Below are 15,485 nucleotides of genomic sequence, written 5' to 3' on the forward strand. Positions count from 1 at the left end.
CGCCTTGGGCGCGGGGCTCCGCCCAAGGCGCTGAAACATTTGCCACACCCACAACGTCTACCATGATGAACCGCGCGGATCATGGATAAGCCCGCAGACATCGCCGATGGGGAGATCGTGCGGCGCTGCCTCGCGGGGGAGCGGGATGCCTTCGCCGAGCTGGTGCAGCGGCACCAGCGGGTCGTGTACGGCGTCGCCGTGCGCATGCTCGGCAAACGCGACCAAGCGGAGGACGCGGCCCAGGAGGCCTTCGTGCGAGCGTATTCGCGACTCTCGACGTTTCGGGGCGATTGCGCAGTCCGGGTCTGGCTGATCCGGATCGTCACCAGGTTGTGCCTCGACCTGCTGCGAGCGCGCCGCAGGCGGCCCGAGGTATTCCTGGACGATCATGGCGGCGATCCCACCGACTCCGGCTGGGAGTCCGGCGTTGCCGAGCGCCACGCCATCGCCCGCGCTATCGCTGAACTGCCGCCGCACTACAGAGCAGCCATTATCCTGCGCCATCTTCAGCACATGCCGTACAGCGACATGGCGCGCGCTCTGGGCATACCTCTGGCAACGGCGAAGACCCATCTCCGACGCGCGCGGCAGATCCTGCAAGCCCGCCTCCGACCTGAAACGGCGGATACGGGGGAGGAGGCCTCGCAGTGAACCCGCTGCGGCGCTGGTTTGAGTGCCGCTTCGTGCGCGGTGCTATACATGCCTACCTCGACGGCGAGGCGCCGCGCGCCGGCGCGCGCATCGAGGCGCACCTGGCGCAGTGCGCGCACTGCCGGGCGCTGGCGCAGGCGCTCCGCGCGCAGTCGCGCGCCATCGAATCCCTCTCGGCGGAGGAGGAGCCGTCGGCGGGCTTCGTTAACCGCGTGATGGAGCGAGTTGCGACGGCGGAGAGTGTACGCGCCCCCATCGTCCGGCGGCAATGGACGCCGGCAGTCGCCGCAGTCGCCACGGCTGCGGCCGTCATCGTCATCGCATTGACCATGTGGGCTCTTTTCCCCAGGCCCACGCCGTCGGTAGTTGAGCCAGCCAGTCGTACGCCGAAGATAGCGCGGGAGGAAGATGCACCCCGGCAAGCGCTCGTTCAGGCGCCGCCGGCCGTGCCTGCCCCGACTGCGGACAGGACCGTCACGCGCAAGCCCGCGCCGACCGGCACTCCGCGGCGAATCGCGGCCGAACGGCCTGCGCCAGCGCAGGAGCACCGCGATCTAGGTCGTGCCTACGAGGATGAGGGGCAACTTGACGAGGCCCTCGAGGAGTACGTGACCGCGCGCGACGAAGGTGGCTCGCAGATGGCGCGCCTGGACGTCGCCCGCGTGTACGAGAAGACGGGTCACACAGCGGAGGCGGTGGACGAACTCATCCAAGTGGCCTTCGCGGAAGTGGATGAAACGACGTGGGAAGCGCTGAGCGTGGATTGATCGAGGCCGCCGTATTCCGCCCCGGGCACCACGCGAAGCGCACAAGTCCGATCACCGAATTGCATCAGGAGGAAGTACAGATGATGCGAGACGATCGTCTGCCGATCATCGCCGGGGTAGTCGTGGCGATCTTGCTGACAGTTGCCGTGCCGGCGCTGGCACAGCCCCAGCGCCCCGCGCCGCGCGTGCCCATGCCCATACTGACGGGGCAGCGCGATGTCGAATTGACCAATCTGGCTCGCGACATCGTGGTCCTGCGCGCCATCAACAGCCTGGCGATGACGAAGGAGCAGATCCAGAAGCTGGTACCGCTTCTGGAGCAGATGGTGGCCGCCGATCGACGCCTGCGTGAGGGGGCGCGCCGGCAACTCGCCGCGGAGCGCCAGCGTCTGCTCGCCGGCAATCCTCCGCCTGAGGAGAGCCGCAGGGCCATGATGGCCTTGTCCGATGCGCGGCGAGAGTACCAGAAGGAAGCGGAGCAGGTGATGAACCGCGTGCTCGGAATTCTCAGCCCGAAGCAGGGCGAGAAGCTGAAGCGGATCGTCGCGGGTGGCCTAGGCAGGGCCGCCGCGAGTGGGCCCGCCGCACCGCGGGCCGCGCCGCCTGAGCACGAGGTGCTGAGGAACGCCGGTCTAGGTCCCTCGACGCAAGCGCTTGATCATGTGATAGAGCTTCTTAAGGAGAAGCTGCACGCCATGTCGGCATCCTGAACGGGCCTGGCGTCGGGTTGAGACGCGCCTCTGGAAGCCTTGCGGGCGTGGTGGCTTGGGCTGCCGCGCCCGTGGCTCTCCGGTTTCCCCTTCCTCGACGGTTGCCTGCCGTCTGCGTGGCGCTATATCCGGCCGGTGCTGAATGCCGGCCCGTCACTGGCCTTTGCGCATCCCCGAGGTGACACCCGCGCCCCGTCGTCGGCCCGGTATACGGATTAGCATCCGACCCAAAAACCCCAGGCGTGGGCAGGAATTGTGCGATTTGCGACACAATACCATAGGGGAATCAGGCCCGAGCGCCGCGCATATGTTGTCGTGGCGAGACAGCGCTGGGCTGTCCGGCGGCTGCCAGCTTGAGCAGGGTGCCGAAAAGAGGAGGGATTGGAGGAGGTCGTTATGGCTAACCGCGCTGAAGGAAAGAAAAAGGGCCTGACACCGATTGACGTCAACGACCTGATGCACGGTCTTCAGTTGGGCATTGGGCAAGCGGCCACACTGTGCGGCGTGAGCGTCCGCCAATTGTCTTATTGGACCGACAAGGGCATCATCCAGCCCGTGGATGAGGACCGGAGTCGCACCTACGATTACGCGGCCGTCGAGAAGGTGTGCCTCATCAAGCAAAGCCTCGATCAAGGCTACAGCCTGGAGGGCGCGGTGCAGGAAGCCGACGCCTTTCTCAAGCGCCGCGATGAGGAGCAGCACCGCGTCGAGCAACTCTCCGAAGCCGATCTGGAGCAGCTCATTCTCCAGCGCGCCAACCAGCTCCAGCAGTTGGCCGAGCGCATTCGCAGGGAAATCCGCACTTATCGGGTAAGCGGCGATCTGGGCAAAGTCGCCGGGTCCCTCAGCGGCGTCGAGCGTCTTATCGCATTCTTCGAGGCCAACCCGTACACCGTGAGCACGGCACGCCAGATCGCCTTGCGCCTGGGTCGTGAAGTAACGGAGGTCGAGCACGAGCTCGACCTCTTGGAGCAGAAGAAGTTCATACAGAAGATCAGCTATCCCGGATCAGATGTCTATCGCTACATCCCGCAGCGCCGGCACTAGCCGAGGGAAAAGGGCGACCTGCGGAGCACTGCGGATGCGGCGGCTTGCGCGGGACGAGGATGCCGCCGCCGACTTCTCGACGACCCCGCGCGAGCACGTTCGGGATAAGCTAAAGAGGTGGAACCTATGGCACGAATCCTGACTGGTGTCGAAGGTCTCGACGAGATCACGCGCGGCGGCTTCATTGAGGGCGACTCGGTGCTGGTCGCGGGCGCCCCGGGCACGGGCAAGACGAGCCTCGGCATGCAATTCATCTATAACGGCATTACCAAGTACGACGAGCCCGGGTTCTTCATCACGTTCGAGGAGTTCCCTCAGCAGATCTACCGTGACGCGCTGAGCTTCGGCTGGGATTTCCGGCGGCTTGAGGAGGAGGACAAGCTGAAGGTAATGTTCACCTCGCCCGAGCTCCTGCAGCAAGACATTCAGCGCCAGGAAGGCCTGATTTCCCAGATGATCCGAGAGGTCAACGCTCGCCGCATCGTCGTGGACAGCATTACCCACCTGCGCCGGCTCACGGACGACCCCGGCGAGTTCCGCGAGATGATCTACGGCGTCATCAACGCCCTCAAGCGCGAGGGCCTCACCGCCATGCTCATCCGCGAGTTGGTCGAGTCGGATGTCCCCGGATCCGGCAGCGAGGAGTACATCGCCGATTCCGTCATCTACCTCACGCGCGAGAACGTCAACGGACAGCGCATGCGCTGTCTCGAGGTCATCAAGAGCCGCGGCACCCCTCATCTGCCCGGCCGCTGCCTGTTCTTCATCCACAGCGACGGCGTGCGCGTCGTGTCCCCCTACCGCAGCCCCTTGTTCCGCTTCGAGCAGGCCGCCTCCACTGGACACCCCGAACTCGACAACTTACTCGGCGGCGGTATTCCCGACGGCGCGTTCTACCTCTTCGAGGTCAGCTCCGACATCCACCAGGCCGTGTTCCAGATCAACTTCCTGCGCGAGGGCCTCGACGCAGGTGACGTGTATGCCGTGGTGAATCGCGACGCATCCTTGCCCCACACGTTGACCGACGCCGCCGGTCACTTCGGCATGGCCGACGAGCTTCAGGCCGCATACGAGTCCCATCGCGTAGCCGTTCTCGCGCCCCAATCCGGCATCGCCGCATCGCTCAGGGAAATACAGGCGGAAGGGGAGACCCGCGCCAAGACTCGCGTCTTCGTCGACCTCACGCGTATGCTCGCGGGCATGGGCGGCGACGAGTTCCTACAGCAGCTCAACACCTTCACCGACTCCCTGCGTGAGTCCGGCGCCGTCGCCATGGCCATCCTGAACCGCGACGTTATCGCTCCCCAATCAGTCGAGCGGATTCGCTCGCTCGCCGACGGGATTATCCGTATGTGGCGCGAAGGGGGCTACAACTACCTCCAGGTGCTCAAGACCGTCAACTCCGTCCGCACGCCCGTCGTCGCCTTCCTCGAGATCGCCGAGCCGCCGTTCATCGAGCTGCCGCGGTACTGATGGGGCTCTTGAGCTGGTGCCGCGCGCCAGGCACGATGCGTCGACGCCGCCGAGGCAGATCGTGCCGGACGACCTCCATTCCAGGAGAATCTCGGCCCTCCCATACTGCCCGAGATGCTATGAGAGGGCGGCGGTCGGCCCCGCGCGGCGCGGTCATTGTGTGCTCCGTCGCCGACGAGGCACCTACGGTCGGGGTCTGGCGATCAAGGTCAGGAACTCGTTCCGCGTCGCCACGGAGTTGTGGAAACTCCCGAGCACCGACGACGTCGTCATCACCGAGTTCTGCTTCTCTACCCCGCGCATCATCATGCACAGATGCCGCGCTTCGATGATGACGCCGACGCCGGACGCATTGATCGAGTCCATCACGGCGCGGGCGATCTGTTCCGTGAGCCGTTCCTGAATCTGCAGCCGTCGGGCATACATGTCCACCAATCGTGCCAGCTTGCTGATGCCGAAGACCTTGCCCTGCGGAATGTACCCGATGTGGCAGCGGCCGAAGAACGGCAGCATGTGGTGCTCGCACATGCTGTACATCTCGATGTCCCGCGCGATGATCATGTTGTTCGTTTCCTGCGTGAAGATCGCGTCGTTGATCAACGCTTTCGGGTCGGCGTCGTACCCCGAGGTCAGGAAGCTGAGCGCGGCGGCGATGCGCGTGGGCGTCTTCATCAGACCCTCGCGCTCCGGATCCTCGCCGATCTCGACCAGCAGCTCTCTGACGAGTCCTCGCACTTTCTCAGCGTCCATGTTCGATGTCCTTTCTGATGATTTCCGTGTACTCCAGCAGCGCCTGCATATCGTGGTCGGCGAACGCGTCGGCAGCGTCGCAGACGCGCCGGCCGGAATTCGGCAGCACCAGTTCCGGCGCGAGCTCGCACAGCGGAACGGCGAGAAATGGGCGGCGCTCGATGTCCGGGTCCGGGATCATCAGGTCGTCCGCTTCCACCGTGAGGCCGTCATACACCAGCACGTCCAGATCTATCGTGCGCGGTGCATACTTGTCATCTCCACGGATCCGCCCCAGCTGGCCCTCGACGCGCCGCAGCACCGAGTGCTTGAGTTCGACGGGTGCGATGTCCGTCTCGACTTCGACGACGCAGTTGAGGAAATCCGGCTGCTCCGGCCGGTCGAGCGCCGCGGTGCGGTAGACCGTCGAAACGCCTATGACGCGCACGTCGCGCGCCAGCAGTCGCAGCGCTCGCCGCACGTTCTGCTCCGGGCTGATGTTCGACCCGACGCCGATGAAGACGCGCGCCATCCGCGTTACCCGTAGGCGCCGCGTCCCGCGGCGATTCGCGCGGGCCCGCCCAAGCTGCGCGTGCTCGTCTCCGGCATTTGTCATCAAGCCCGGTCGCGCGTGATCTCGACCCCGACGCTGCGCGCGAAGCGCAGGGCGGACGGTTTCTCCACCGTGACCTGCGCCCGCCGTACAGCGGGATGATGCTCCAGGCACATCTCCGCGACGCGCTCCGCCAGCCGTTCGACCAGGTAGTACTGCGAGTTCTCCACCATTGCGAGAATGCGCTTCTTGAGGGAACGATAGTCGACCGCGTCCTCGAACTGGTCGCTCCGGCCCGGCTTGCGCAGATCCGCGGACAGCACGAGGTTGATCACCACGTCCTGCTTCTCGCGCCGCTCGTCTTCATTGATCCCGAGAATGCAGCGCGCCCGGAGATCTCTGATCAGTATGCGATCCATGGGTGAGCTATCGCGCTGGAGTGGCATCTATCCCCGTGCTCCTCAACCAAGTGGCGACCCGCTGCCGGGCTCGCCCAGGTGCGCGCCGCCGTCCACGTATATCACCTGACCGGTCACGAAGCGGGACGTGACGAGAAACAGAATGGCGTCGGCGATATCCTGCGCGTCGCCGTGACGTCTGAGCGGAACGGTCTGCGCTCGGTCAACGAGGTACGCCTCGTCTTCGCCCGGCGGCGGCAGGATCAATCCCGGCGCGACGGCGTTGACCGTGATGTCCGGCGCGAATTCGAGAGCGGTCATGCGCGTCAGCATCCCGAGCATGTGCTTGCTCAGCGCGTACGCCGCGTGCGAGGTGGCGTGCGCGCCGAGGCTCGCGTCGAGGAGATTCACGATCTTGCCCTTGCCGACGCGCCGTGCGAACTCCCGGCTCAGGACCAACGGCGCCCATGCATTCACGCGGACGTTTGCGACTACCGCGTCAAAAGCCACAGTGTCGAGCGTGTCCGGCGGGAAGATGGAGGCGTTGTTTACCAGAATATCCAGGCTGCCGGCGGCCTCGCGCGCACGGGCGACGAGGGCCTCGCTGCCCTCGGCCTTCGCGAAGTCGGCCGCCATCGCCCACGCCCTGACCCCGCGCGATTCGGCTTCAGCCACGACCTCGGCCGCCGCCTCGTCCGCGCCGAGATGATGCACGACGACATGTACTCCCGCCTCGGCCAGCGCGAGCGCCGTCGCGCGCCCGATTCGCCGCTCCGCGCCGGTGATGAGAGCCGTCTTGCCTGCAATTGGTTCAGTCATCCCACCCGCCCGTTCTGGGGTACGGCACGGCCTGCCGCCAAGCCTCGCCGCCACTCCGGCTCAAACGGCTCAGGGGCCGTGCCTCCGCAGAGTCGCCGCCGATTCGCATCCCGTCCGAGCGCTGGCACGACCGGCGGTGTTACGCCAGCAGATCCACCTTCGCCGCGCAGATGAAATCGTTCTGCGACAGCCCGCCGATCTTGTGCGTCGAGAACTCTAGTCGCACCCTATCATACGAAACATGGATGTCGGGGTGGTGATCCTGCTTCTGCGCCATCCGTGCGACCTCGTTGACGAACTCCATCGCCTCCGCGAAATCGCTGAAGCGGAACTCGCGCTCGATCGCCCCTTCCCGCACGGTCCACTTCGGCACCTCCGCGGCGAGTCTCTCCGCTTCCTGCCGCGACAGCGGCTTCGTATCCGCAGAGATCGGTTCGGCGTCCTGCTCGGCCAGTGTCATGTCGTGCTCCCCGGCGATGGGCGGGTGCCTGCGCCGGTCATCGGATCGCTCCGCGCAAGTCCTCCGGCGTCATGCGCTCGCCCTTTCCAATCAACTCCCGCGCGGCATCCACCTTGTCCCACACATTGCACATCATCGCGCCGCGCACCTTGCCCTCCCGGAGGTAGTAGATGACGCCGGTGTCGTTCTCCTTCTGCCAGTCGGCCAATGTCTCCAACTTCGTGTTGACGTCCCCCACCGCCTCGTAGCCGAAGTCGAAGAGATCGGAGAAGAAGTACGGCATGTACGTGAAAGGCTCGTCCGCGCCCGCCATGTTGCGTCCGGCGTGCTGCCCCTGGTTGAGCGCATTGTCCCAGTGCTCGATGCGGACGTGCTCCCCCAGCGCCTGGTACGGGAAGAAGGCATTATCGCCCGCCGCGTAGATGTCGGGGTGCGAGGTCTGCAAGTGCTCGTTGACGACGATGCCGTTCTCGACTTCCAAGCCGGCCTGTTGCGCGAGGCCCGTCGCGGGCGAGATCCCAATGCCTACAATCAGGATGTCGGACTCGATCCGCTCGCCGCCGCGGGTGTGCGTGACGAACCGCTTGCCGCTCTTCTCGAACGACGCGGGCGCGTCACCTGCGAGCACGAGAATCCCCCGGCTGCGGTAATCATCCTGGAGCGCGCGGCCGAGAGACTCCGGGAACACGCGCTGAACCAGGTACGGCTCGGGAAACACCATCGTCACTTCGACCTTGCTCAAGTTCAGCGCCGCCGCCATCTCTGAACCGATGAACCCGCCGCCGATTACGACCGCTGTCTTGCCCTCTCCCGCCTCGCTCCTGACCCGCATGTAGTCGTCGAGGTAACGATAATGGCAGATTCCCTCGAGATGCCCGCCGGGAATGTCGAGCCTGCGCGGGGCGCCGCCGGTGGCCAGGAGCAGCTTGTCGAAGCGGTACGCGTCGCCCCTGCCGTCGGTCACGGTCTTGCGCTCGACATCGACACCGACGATTTCCATGCCCATCGCCACGTCCACATGCTGGTTCGTGTAGAAATCCTGATCGTGGAGGAAGACGTCCTCGACCTTCTTCTTGCCGAACCAGAGCTTCTTCGACAGCGGCGGGCGGTCGTACGGCAAGTGCTTCTCCGCCCCGATGAGCAGGATCGAACCGTCCGCGTCTGCTCCGCGGATGCCGTCAATTGCCGATGCCCCGGCGAGTCCTCCGCCGACGATGATGTACCGGTAAGCCTGTTCCGCCATGGTGACCTCCAAGCCGGAAATGCCCGCTCAGATGACTTTGCCGCGGCGCGGTCATGTCCTGTTCGACGTTCGCCACACGAGGAGCCGCACGCATCTCAGCCCTGTGTTCGGGGTGCAAGCCACTGCATCACAGTGACGGGCGGGCGGCGAGAGTGCGCCGGTAGAGGAACACTCGGATCGAACTTGAGCTGCGTACGGCGGACGACGGGATGCCATGGCCGTCGCTCACGGCCTCGCGTCGGGAAACACCGTCGCGGTCTCACCTTCGAAGGTCAGGTTGACCTCGGCGCCGGGGTTGAGGCCCTCGCCTGCGTAGCCCTGGAGTTCAACGGTCACTGCGCCGACCGCGGTCTGCACGCGGAGGCGGGTGACGGCGCCGAGGAAGACGATTTCCTCGACCCTCCCTGGCAAGGTATTTGCCGCCCCCGGGTCTGCCAGAACGAACCGCTCCGGTCGCAAAGCGACCGTCACGTCCTGCCCTTGGGCCAGATCCCCCGCCGGTACGGAAATCAGCACGCCGCTCGACGTCACTGACTCGCCATGACCCTCGATGGGGCGCTGCTCGTCCACCTGTGCTTCCGAGACCATGTCCGCTGTCGCAGCAGATGCGGTCTTCAGCAAGACACGCGCCCGCCCGCCCGCGACCGACTCGACCGTTCCCGTCAGGAAATTCGTGTGCCCGATAAATCCAGCCACGAAGGGAGTCGCCGGCTCGCGGTAGATGCGAAGCGGATCGCCGATCTGCTCGAACGCGCCCGCGTTCATCACCGCGATGCGGTCGGACAGGGCGAGCGCTTCCTCCTGGTCGTGGGTCACATACAGCGTCGTGATGCCGAGCGCGCGCTGTACGCGGCGGATCTCCTCCCGCATCTGCACGCGCAGCTTGGCGTCGAGGTTGGACAGCGGCTCGTCCATCAGCAGCAGGCGCGGCTCGATGGCGAGGGCGCGCGCGGTCGCCACGCGCTGCTGCTCGCCGCCGCTGAGCATCCCGGGAAAGCTCCGTGCGCGGTGCGCCAGATGCACCATCGCCAGCGCCCGTTGCGCCCGCTCTTTGATGACCGACGCCTGCATCTTGCGCGCCCGCAAACCGTAAGCGACATTCTCCCGCACCGAGAGATGAGGGAACAATGCGTAGTTCTGGAACACCATGCCGAGGTTGCGCTGATGCGGCGGCAGCGGGTCGAGCCGCTCGCCGTCGCAGATGATCTCCCCGGCGTCGGGGTGACAGAAACCCGCGACGCAGCGCAGGAGCGTCGTCTTCCCGCAGCCGCTCGGCCCGACCAGACAGAAGAACTCGCCGGGCCGGATCTCCAGATCCACCCCCGCGAGCGCGTGGTGACCGTCAAAACGCTTGCGCAGTCCCTTTATCGTCAGTCCAACGCTAATCGACGCCTCCCGTGCACCTGATTACCCGCAGACCGAAAGCGATGGGCAGGCGCGACGCCCGCCCTACCATCAACTCGCAGCTGAGCCGTCTCGGCTGCGCTGCACTTACATAATCTGTGGACTGCTCCCTCACACCAGCTCCGCCGCGCGTTCGCCCTGCCACACATTGAACGCGAGCAGGGGCACAAAGACGCCCGCGAGCAGCAGGCTCGACGTCGCCGCCGCGGTGCCGAAGTTGTCGCTGAGCACCTGCTGGTATATCACCACCGACATGGTAGCCCATGCGCCGTAGTAGAGCAAGATCGTAGAGCTGATTTCGCTGATGACCTGCACCCACGTCATGACCGCTCCGGAGATGATGCCCGGCATCATGAGCGGCAGAGTGACCTGGCGAAACGTGCGCGTCGGCGACGCCCCCAGGCTCAGTGACGCCTCCTCCGTCGCCGGTTCGATGTTGTGCAGCACCGCCACCACGCCGCGCACGGCATACGGCATTCGCCGGATGACGTAAGACGTGACGAGGATCGTCACCGTGCCCGTGAGCAGCAGCGGCGGCCTGCCGAAGGCGCTGATTAGCGCCACCGCCAGCACCGTCCCGGGAATCGCGTACGGCACCATGAGCAGCGCGTCCAACCCCGCCGTCCACCGGCCCGGCCGGCGCACCAGCAGGTAGCCGATGACGACACCGAGCATCACGCACAGCAGCGTCGACACACCGGATAGGTATAGACTGTTGAACATCGCCCGCGGTACGCTGCGGAATACGGTGGCATAGCTGTCGAGGCTCAGGCCGGGACGCATCATCGGCCCCGTGGTTGGAAAGAACGACGTCACCAGCACCACCGCCGCCGGTATCAGCGACACCCCGACCACGCCGTACGTAAAGACAGTCGCGAGCGCGCGCAGTCGCGGAGAGACCTCGCGCTCCTGCCGCCGCCGCAGACCGGACATGATGTACGACCTGCGGCCGACGTACCACCGCTCGACGAGCAGCACGGCCGCCGTGCAGCCACGCAGCACCATGCTCGCCGCCGCCGCCATCGCCGGCTCGCTCGCCATCTCGTTGATGAACAGGCCGTAGATCAACGTCGGCAGCACCAGGTAGTCCTCGCCGATGATGACCGCCGAGCCGAAATCCGCCAGCGCGGTCAGGAAGACCAGCAGCGCGCCGCCGAGAATCGCAGGAGTCAACAGCGGCACGGTCACTGTGCGGAACGTCCGCCACGGCGTAGAGCCCAAGTTTCCTGCCGCCTCCTCGAGGGAAGTGTCAATGGACGACAGCGAGGCGGACACGACGAGGAAGACGAAGGGATAGAGATTAAGCGTGAGCGCGAGGATGATGCCGCGCGGGCCGTAGATCGTCCCGAACCAGGGGATGCTGCCCCCGGCGGCGATGGCAGCCGCGGCGGATGGATGCAACGCGACGTAGACGCGTTCGAGCAGATTGGTGATCCAGCCATTGCGCCCGAGCAGCAAGATCCACGAATACGCGCCGATGAACGGCGGACTGACGAGCGGCAGCACGATCAGCGCGCGCAGCAGCGCCTTGCCCGGCACGCCCCAGCGCGTCACCGCCGCCGCAAGCGGCACGCCGATCGCGGTCGCAAGCAGCGTCACCATCGTGGACACGTACAGGCTGTGCTCGAGCGCCGAGCGATAGTAACGCATGGCGAAGAAGTCGCGGAAGTTTGCGAGCGACCACGCGCCGTCCTCTGCGCGCAGGCTGCTGACCAGAAGCTGCGACAGCGGATAGACGATCAGGAAGATGAGCAGGATGTAGGAGAGCGCCAGCGCCGCCCGCCAGGGATCGGCGAAGGTTCGCGCACGCCCTACTGCTTGATGCGCAGCAGTACGGCTTGCCATTTCTCGAGGTAGTCTTTCTGGTGCTGCGCGGCGGAGCGGAAGTCGAACCCGGGCGCGGGCTTGATCTCGTCAATCGGCGACAGGCCGGGCGGTGAGGCGACGTCTGTGCGCACCGACCGCAGGGACAGCTTCTCCGCCAGCATCTCCTGCACCGCCTTGCTCAGCAGGAAATCAAGAAAGCGCTTGGCCGGCGCCGGATGCGGGGCTCCGCGAATAAGCGCGTTGCCGTCAGGAGTCACCGCCGTTCCTTCGGCCGGATACACGATCTCAATCGGCGCGCCGCTCCGCTTGTAAAGGCCGGCGATGTTCTCGTACGTGATGCCGATGGCGTATTCGCCATCCGCCACGCCCTTGATGACTTTGCCGGAACTCTGCAGGATCTTGGCGTTCGCCATGATCTGCTCGATGATCTTCCACCCCGCCTCGTTGTCGCCGAAGATCGACACCATGGTCGCGAGTTGGGTGTACGCGGACCCGGACTTGTCCGGCGCGGCGTAGGCGAGCAGGCCCTTGTTATAGAAGAGCGCGAGGTCGCGCCATCTCTGCGGGGCAATCAACGGCGCGCCCCTCGTGTGTCCGGGGCCGCGCGCCAATCGCGTGTTGTACACGACGACCATCGGCACGACATTATTCGGCTGCCACGGCTCGCCCTCGGCGACCGCAAGCCAGCGCGGGTCAATCGCGGCGTGCTCCTTTGTCTCGTACGGCTCGAACAGTTCCGGGTGCGCCGACATGCCCTCGGCGCCGATGCCCCAGATGACATCGCCCAGGGGGCGCTGGGCCTCGGCGCGGACGCGCTGCACGACCTCGTTGGTGCCCGCGGCGAGCGTATTGAGCCTGATGTCCGGTTCCGCCTTGGCCCACATCTCGGCCACGGCCTGGATGATCTCCTCCTTCTCCGCCGTATAGACGACGACTTGATTGGTCGAGGAGCCACGAGTCGCGCAGCCGCTCACCACGGCGATGCCGAGAATCGCCGCGAGCCCGAGTGGCCCGAGTCGGCGCAATGCTGATGCCTTGACCTTCATCATGGACACGTCCTCAATGCTGTCAATCGATGTGGGATGACACCACTCCCGTATTCGCCGCCTTCACTGGGATACCCCCCTTGCCAAGGCCGGCCGTGCTGCGAGGTCCTCCGTAAACAGGGTAGCCGCGCGCCCGAGCTTAGGCTGAAGTCGTGGCGCCTCACCCACCGGCACTCCCTGGCCTCCGAGGGGGAGGTCGGAAGCAGGTGAGACGGTTCCACATTCCCGCTGCAGCACCGAAGTCCGATCCGGTGCCTACAGCGTCACCACGCGGTCATCTTCGCTCGAGGTGCGGATGGCGTCCAAGATACGCGACAGCTCCAAGGCATGCATGGGGATGACGGGGTAAACGCGTTCGCCGCGCAGCCCCTGCGCGATCTCCGCGTAGATCTCGTCGGTGTCGCCATACAGGTCGCCTTCGAGCGTTTCAGTGGCGACGCGATCATCCAGCGATCCTCTGCTGCCGTATCCCGTCGAGTCCTCTGGCGGCGCGGGGACGTAGCGGTGCACGGTCATCTCTTTCCCGCGGACGACGATGGTGCCCTGATCGCCCTGCACAAACCAGCTCGGCAGTTCCTCGATGGCGGGCGTGAACTCCACGTGCGCCACGGCGCCGTCGGCCAGGGTCAGCACGCCGAGGAACAAGTCTTCGCCGTCGCCGGGATTGATCGTGCGCTTCATGCGCCCGTACACGCTCTTGACCTTGCTGCCCAGCAGGACGACGGGCGGGTCAACGATATGCGGCCCCCAGTTCAGCAGATACCCGCCGCCGTAGCGCCGCTGCATCTGCCAGTCGTTACGCGTGCTGAAGCTGCACACCGTCCTGCGCACCAGAAAGACATCGCCCACGACCTTCTCCGCGAGCAACTGCCTGAGGCGGCGCAAGTCGCATCCCCACCGCGCCGGCAGCCACGGCATGAGCAGCTTGCCGCTCTTCTCCGCGGCCTCGACCATGCGCTGTGCCTCGGCCGCATTGACGGCCCACGGTTTCGTCACCAGCACGTTGACGCCCGCCGCGAGGCAGTCGCATGTCATCTCGCAGTGCTGGTCGCTCCGCGTGACGATGATCACGAGGTCGAGCCGCTCGTCGCGGAGCATCTGGTGATAATCCTCGTGAATCGCGCAGCCGAAACGCTCGCGCGCCTGCTTCTGCCGCTCCGGGTCAATGTCGCACACCGCGACCATCTCGAACCCGTCGTTATTCTCCACGCCCCCCGCGTGCATGCTGCTCCCGCTGCGACCGTAGCCTAGAATAGCCGTTCGAATCCCTGCCATGCCCTCGTCTCCTTGACCTGCTCTATGCGTCCGGGCCGAGCACGCCGTAGTCCCACTCGTCGGACGACAACCCCGATGCCGCCTGCACCTGCGCGCCCTCCGGAACCGCGCCAGGCGCCAGCTTCGCCGCCAGCGCCAGACTCGCCTCCGCGATCTTCCTGCCCGCCGTTGTCTCGAGAGTCGAGTAGCTGGTCAGGACGGTTTCGTAGCCGCCGCCGGATGGAGAGAACGCCTCCTCGGTCGGCGTGTAGCCGACCGCCCCGTTGGCCAACTCCACGACATACGTGAATGGGAACTGCGAGCCCTGCTTGATGTCCAGGCCCAACTGGCAGAAGAACTCAGCCGGATTCGCCAGCAACACTGCCGGGCCGACCTGAATCGCCTGCACCTCGACCTCCACCTCGGGCTCCTGCGCCGCCAGCCAATCGAGGATCACCAGCTCTTTGGCGAAGGTCCACGCGGTCGTGCCTGTCTCGCCTATCTTGAGGCCGTCTTCGACGATCTTGCGTGCCTCGTCCAGCCGCGTCTTTGTCGGCAGCCGCCGCTTCAGCCGCAGCACCGTCGTCGCAGCGACCACCGGCTTGAGATCTCCCCGTTCCGCGGAGGCGATGACTTTCAACGCCTCCGCCGCCACGCGCGTCCCCACCAGCCGCGACCACTTCTCCCCGAACTCCGGCTCGCGCAAGGACTGGTTGTCAACCTGCGTCACGTCCCCGCACGCGCCGTTGAGGAAGACGACGCCGGCATCCTTGCCCATCGCGCCCTTGATGGTCGAGTCGAGGTAGCCAATCCAGTCCGCCGAAACGCCGCCGCCGAACGTCGTCCCGTGGCAGGCGAAGTTGACGATACAGCCGAGCAGGTCGCCGCGCGAGCCCCAGGCAGCGATGACGCCGACCTCCGGGTCTATCGGCCCCGCAGGTTCGACGATATCCGGATTGCCTTTGCCGGGATGGGTGTAGCTGCGGCCGTTCTTCATCCGGAAGCGACGGTTGAACGTCGTCTTGCCCTCGCATCCCGAGCCGACCGCGAGCCGCGCGTCTTCCTTCCGCCGGTCGGCCTCGCAGATCGCCGTGCAGATCTGCG

15 protein-coding genes and 1 pseudogene are annotated in these 15,485 nt (G+C 65.8%); 5 read left to right on the forward strand and 11 right to left on the reverse strand.

The window, feature by feature from the left end; translation table 11 throughout:
* Positions 1-81: 81 nt before the first annotated feature.
* From JSV65_06300 to JSV65_06320, 5 genes are all read left to right on the forward strand, one after another.
* The gene (locus tag JSV65_06300) at positions 82-651 is read left to right on the forward strand and encodes a sigma-70 family RNA polymerase sigma factor (GenBank protein ID UCH35961.1); all 570 of its coding nucleotides are present in this window, start codon (positions 82-84) and stop codon (positions 649-651) included.
* Positions 648-1,418: a zf-HC2 domain-containing protein gene (locus JSV65_06305; GenBank protein ID UCH35962.1), complete on the forward strand. Its 771-nt coding sequence runs from the start codon at positions 648-650 to the stop codon at positions 1,416-1,418. The genes JSV65_06300 and JSV65_06305 overlap by 4 nt, the downstream gene beginning before the upstream one ends.
* 80 nt (positions 1,419-1,498) lie before the next feature.
* Positions 1,499-2,128, forward strand: coding sequence for a hypothetical protein (locus JSV65_06310; GenBank protein UCH35963.1), 630 nt, complete (start codon positions 1,499-1,501; stop codon positions 2,126-2,128).
* A 396-nt stretch (positions 2,129-2,524) separates the two neighbouring features.
* On the forward strand, positions 2,525-3,175 hold the full coding sequence (locus JSV65_06315) for a MerR family transcriptional regulator (protein UCH35964.1): 651 nt from the start codon (positions 2,525-2,527) through the stop codon (positions 3,173-3,175).
* 126 nt (positions 3,176-3,301) lie between these two features.
* On the forward strand, positions 3,302-4,648 hold the full coding sequence (locus tag JSV65_06320; protein ID UCH35965.1) for a hypothetical protein: 1,347 nt from the start codon (positions 3,302-3,304) through the stop codon (positions 4,646-4,648).
* 183 nt (positions 4,649-4,831) lie between these two features.
* Here the strand turns inward: JSV65_06320 and folE are convergent, their stop codons facing one another.
* From folE to JSV65_06375, 11 genes and pseudogenes are all read right to left on the reverse strand, one after another.
* A complete protein-coding gene (folE, locus tag JSV65_06325; protein UCH35966.1) occupies positions 4,832-5,398 on the reverse strand; it encodes a GTP cyclohydrolase I FolE in 567 nt (188 codons plus the stop codon).
* A complete protein-coding gene (folK, locus tag JSV65_06330) occupies positions 5,388-5,909 on the reverse strand; it encodes a 2-amino-4-hydroxy-6-hydroxymethyldihydropteridine diphosphokinase (GenBank protein ID UCH35967.1) in 522 nt (173 codons plus the stop codon). The genes folE and folK overlap by 11 nt, the downstream gene beginning before the upstream one ends.
* A gap of 83 nt (positions 5,910-5,992) precedes the next feature.
* Positions 5,993-6,376, reverse strand: a complete 384-nt coding sequence (gene folB, locus JSV65_06335) for a dihydroneopterin aldolase (protein UCH35968.1) — start codon at positions 6,374-6,376, stop codon at positions 5,993-5,995.
* 15 nt (positions 6,377-6,391) lie between these two features.
* The gene (locus JSV65_06340; GenBank protein UCH35969.1) at positions 6,392-7,147 is read right to left on the reverse strand and encodes an SDR family oxidoreductase; all 756 of its coding nucleotides are present in this window, start codon (positions 7,145-7,147) and stop codon (positions 6,392-6,394) included.
* Positions 7,148-7,286: 139 nt separating this feature from the next.
* Positions 7,287-7,607 (reverse strand): 4a-hydroxytetrahydrobiopterin dehydratase, encoded by a 321-nt coding sequence (locus JSV65_06345; GenBank protein ID UCH35970.1) that lies wholly within the window; start codon positions 7,605-7,607, stop codon positions 7,287-7,289.
* Positions 7,608-7,644: 37 nt separating this feature from the next.
* Entirely contained in the window at positions 7,645-8,850 is a 1,206-nt protein-coding gene (locus JSV65_06350) for an FAD-dependent oxidoreductase (protein ID UCH35971.1), read from the reverse strand.
* A gap of 618 nt (positions 8,851-9,468) precedes the next feature.
* Positions 9,469-10,236: pseudogene (locus tag JSV65_06355) on the reverse strand (ABC transporter ATP-binding protein).
* 129 nt (positions 10,237-10,365) lie between these two features.
* Positions 10,366-12,099, reverse strand: a complete 1,734-nt coding sequence (locus tag JSV65_06360) for an iron ABC transporter permease (GenBank protein ID UCH35972.1) — start codon at positions 12,097-12,099, stop codon at positions 10,366-10,368.
* On the reverse strand, positions 12,066-13,130 hold the full coding sequence (locus JSV65_06365) for an extracellular solute-binding protein (GenBank protein ID UCH35973.1): 1,065 nt from the start codon (positions 13,128-13,130) through the stop codon (positions 12,066-12,068). The genes JSV65_06360 and JSV65_06365 overlap by 34 nt, the downstream gene beginning before the upstream one ends.
* Before the next feature lie 252 nt (positions 13,131-13,382).
* Positions 13,383-14,402, reverse strand: a complete 1,020-nt coding sequence (locus JSV65_06370; protein ID UCH35974.1) for a Gfo/Idh/MocA family oxidoreductase — start codon at positions 14,400-14,402, stop codon at positions 13,383-13,385.
* 22 nt (positions 14,403-14,424) lie between these two features.
* On the reverse strand, positions 14,425-15,485 hold a 1,061-nt coding region (locus JSV65_06375; protein UCH35975.1), incomplete at its 5' end, for a hypothetical protein.

The sequence above is a fragment of the Armatimonadota bacterium genome (assembly GCA_020354555.1).
Taxonomy (GTDB): Bacteria; Armatimonadota; Hebobacteria.

Excerpts from the sequence above, each read along its gene's own strand:
- JSV65_06320 (UCH35965.1), top strand. The coding sequence starts at position 3,302 with ATGGCACGAATCCTGACTGGTGTCGAAGGTCTCGACGAGATCACGCGC.
- folK (UCH35967.1), bottom strand. The coding sequence starts at position 5,909 with ATGGCGCGCGTCTTCATCGGCGTCGGGTCGAACATCAGCCCGGAGCAG.
- JSV65_06300 (UCH35961.1), top strand. The coding sequence starts at position 82 with ATGGATAAGCCCGCAGACATCGCCGATGGGGAGATCGTGCGGCGCTGC.
- JSV65_06315 (UCH35964.1), top strand. The coding sequence starts at position 2,525 with ATGGCTAACCGCGCTGAAGGAAAGAAAAAGGGCCTGACACCGATTGAC.
- JSV65_06345 (UCH35970.1), bottom strand. The coding sequence starts at position 7,607 with ATGACACTGGCCGAGCAGGACGCCGAACCGATCTCTGCGGATACGAAG.
- JSV65_06360 (UCH35972.1), bottom strand. The coding sequence starts at position 12,099 with ATGGCAAGCCGTACTGCTGCGCATCAAGCAGTAGGGCGTGCGCGAACC.
- folB (UCH35968.1), bottom strand. The coding sequence starts at position 6,376 with ATGCCACTCCAGCGCGATAGCTCACCCATGGATCGCATACTGATCAGA.
- JSV65_06365 (UCH35973.1), bottom strand. The coding sequence starts at position 13,130 with ATGATGAAGGTCAAGGCATCAGCATTGCGCCGACTCGGGCCACTCGGG.
- JSV65_06350 (UCH35971.1), bottom strand. The coding sequence starts at position 8,850 with ATGGCGGAACAGGCTTACCGGTACATCATCGTCGGCGGAGGACTCGCC.
- JSV65_06340 (UCH35969.1), bottom strand. The coding sequence starts at position 7,147 with ATGACTGAACCAATTGCAGGCAAGACGGCTCTCATCACCGGCGCGGAG.
- folE (UCH35966.1), bottom strand. The coding sequence starts at position 5,398 with ATGGACGCTGAGAAAGTGCGAGGACTCGTCAGAGAGCTGCTGGTCGAG.
- JSV65_06370 (UCH35974.1), bottom strand. The coding sequence starts at position 14,402 with ATGGCAGGGATTCGAACGGCTATTCTAGGCTACGGTCGCAGCGGGAGC.
- JSV65_06310 (UCH35963.1), top strand. The coding sequence starts at position 1,499 with ATGATGCGAGACGATCGTCTGCCGATCATCGCCGGGGTAGTCGTGGCG.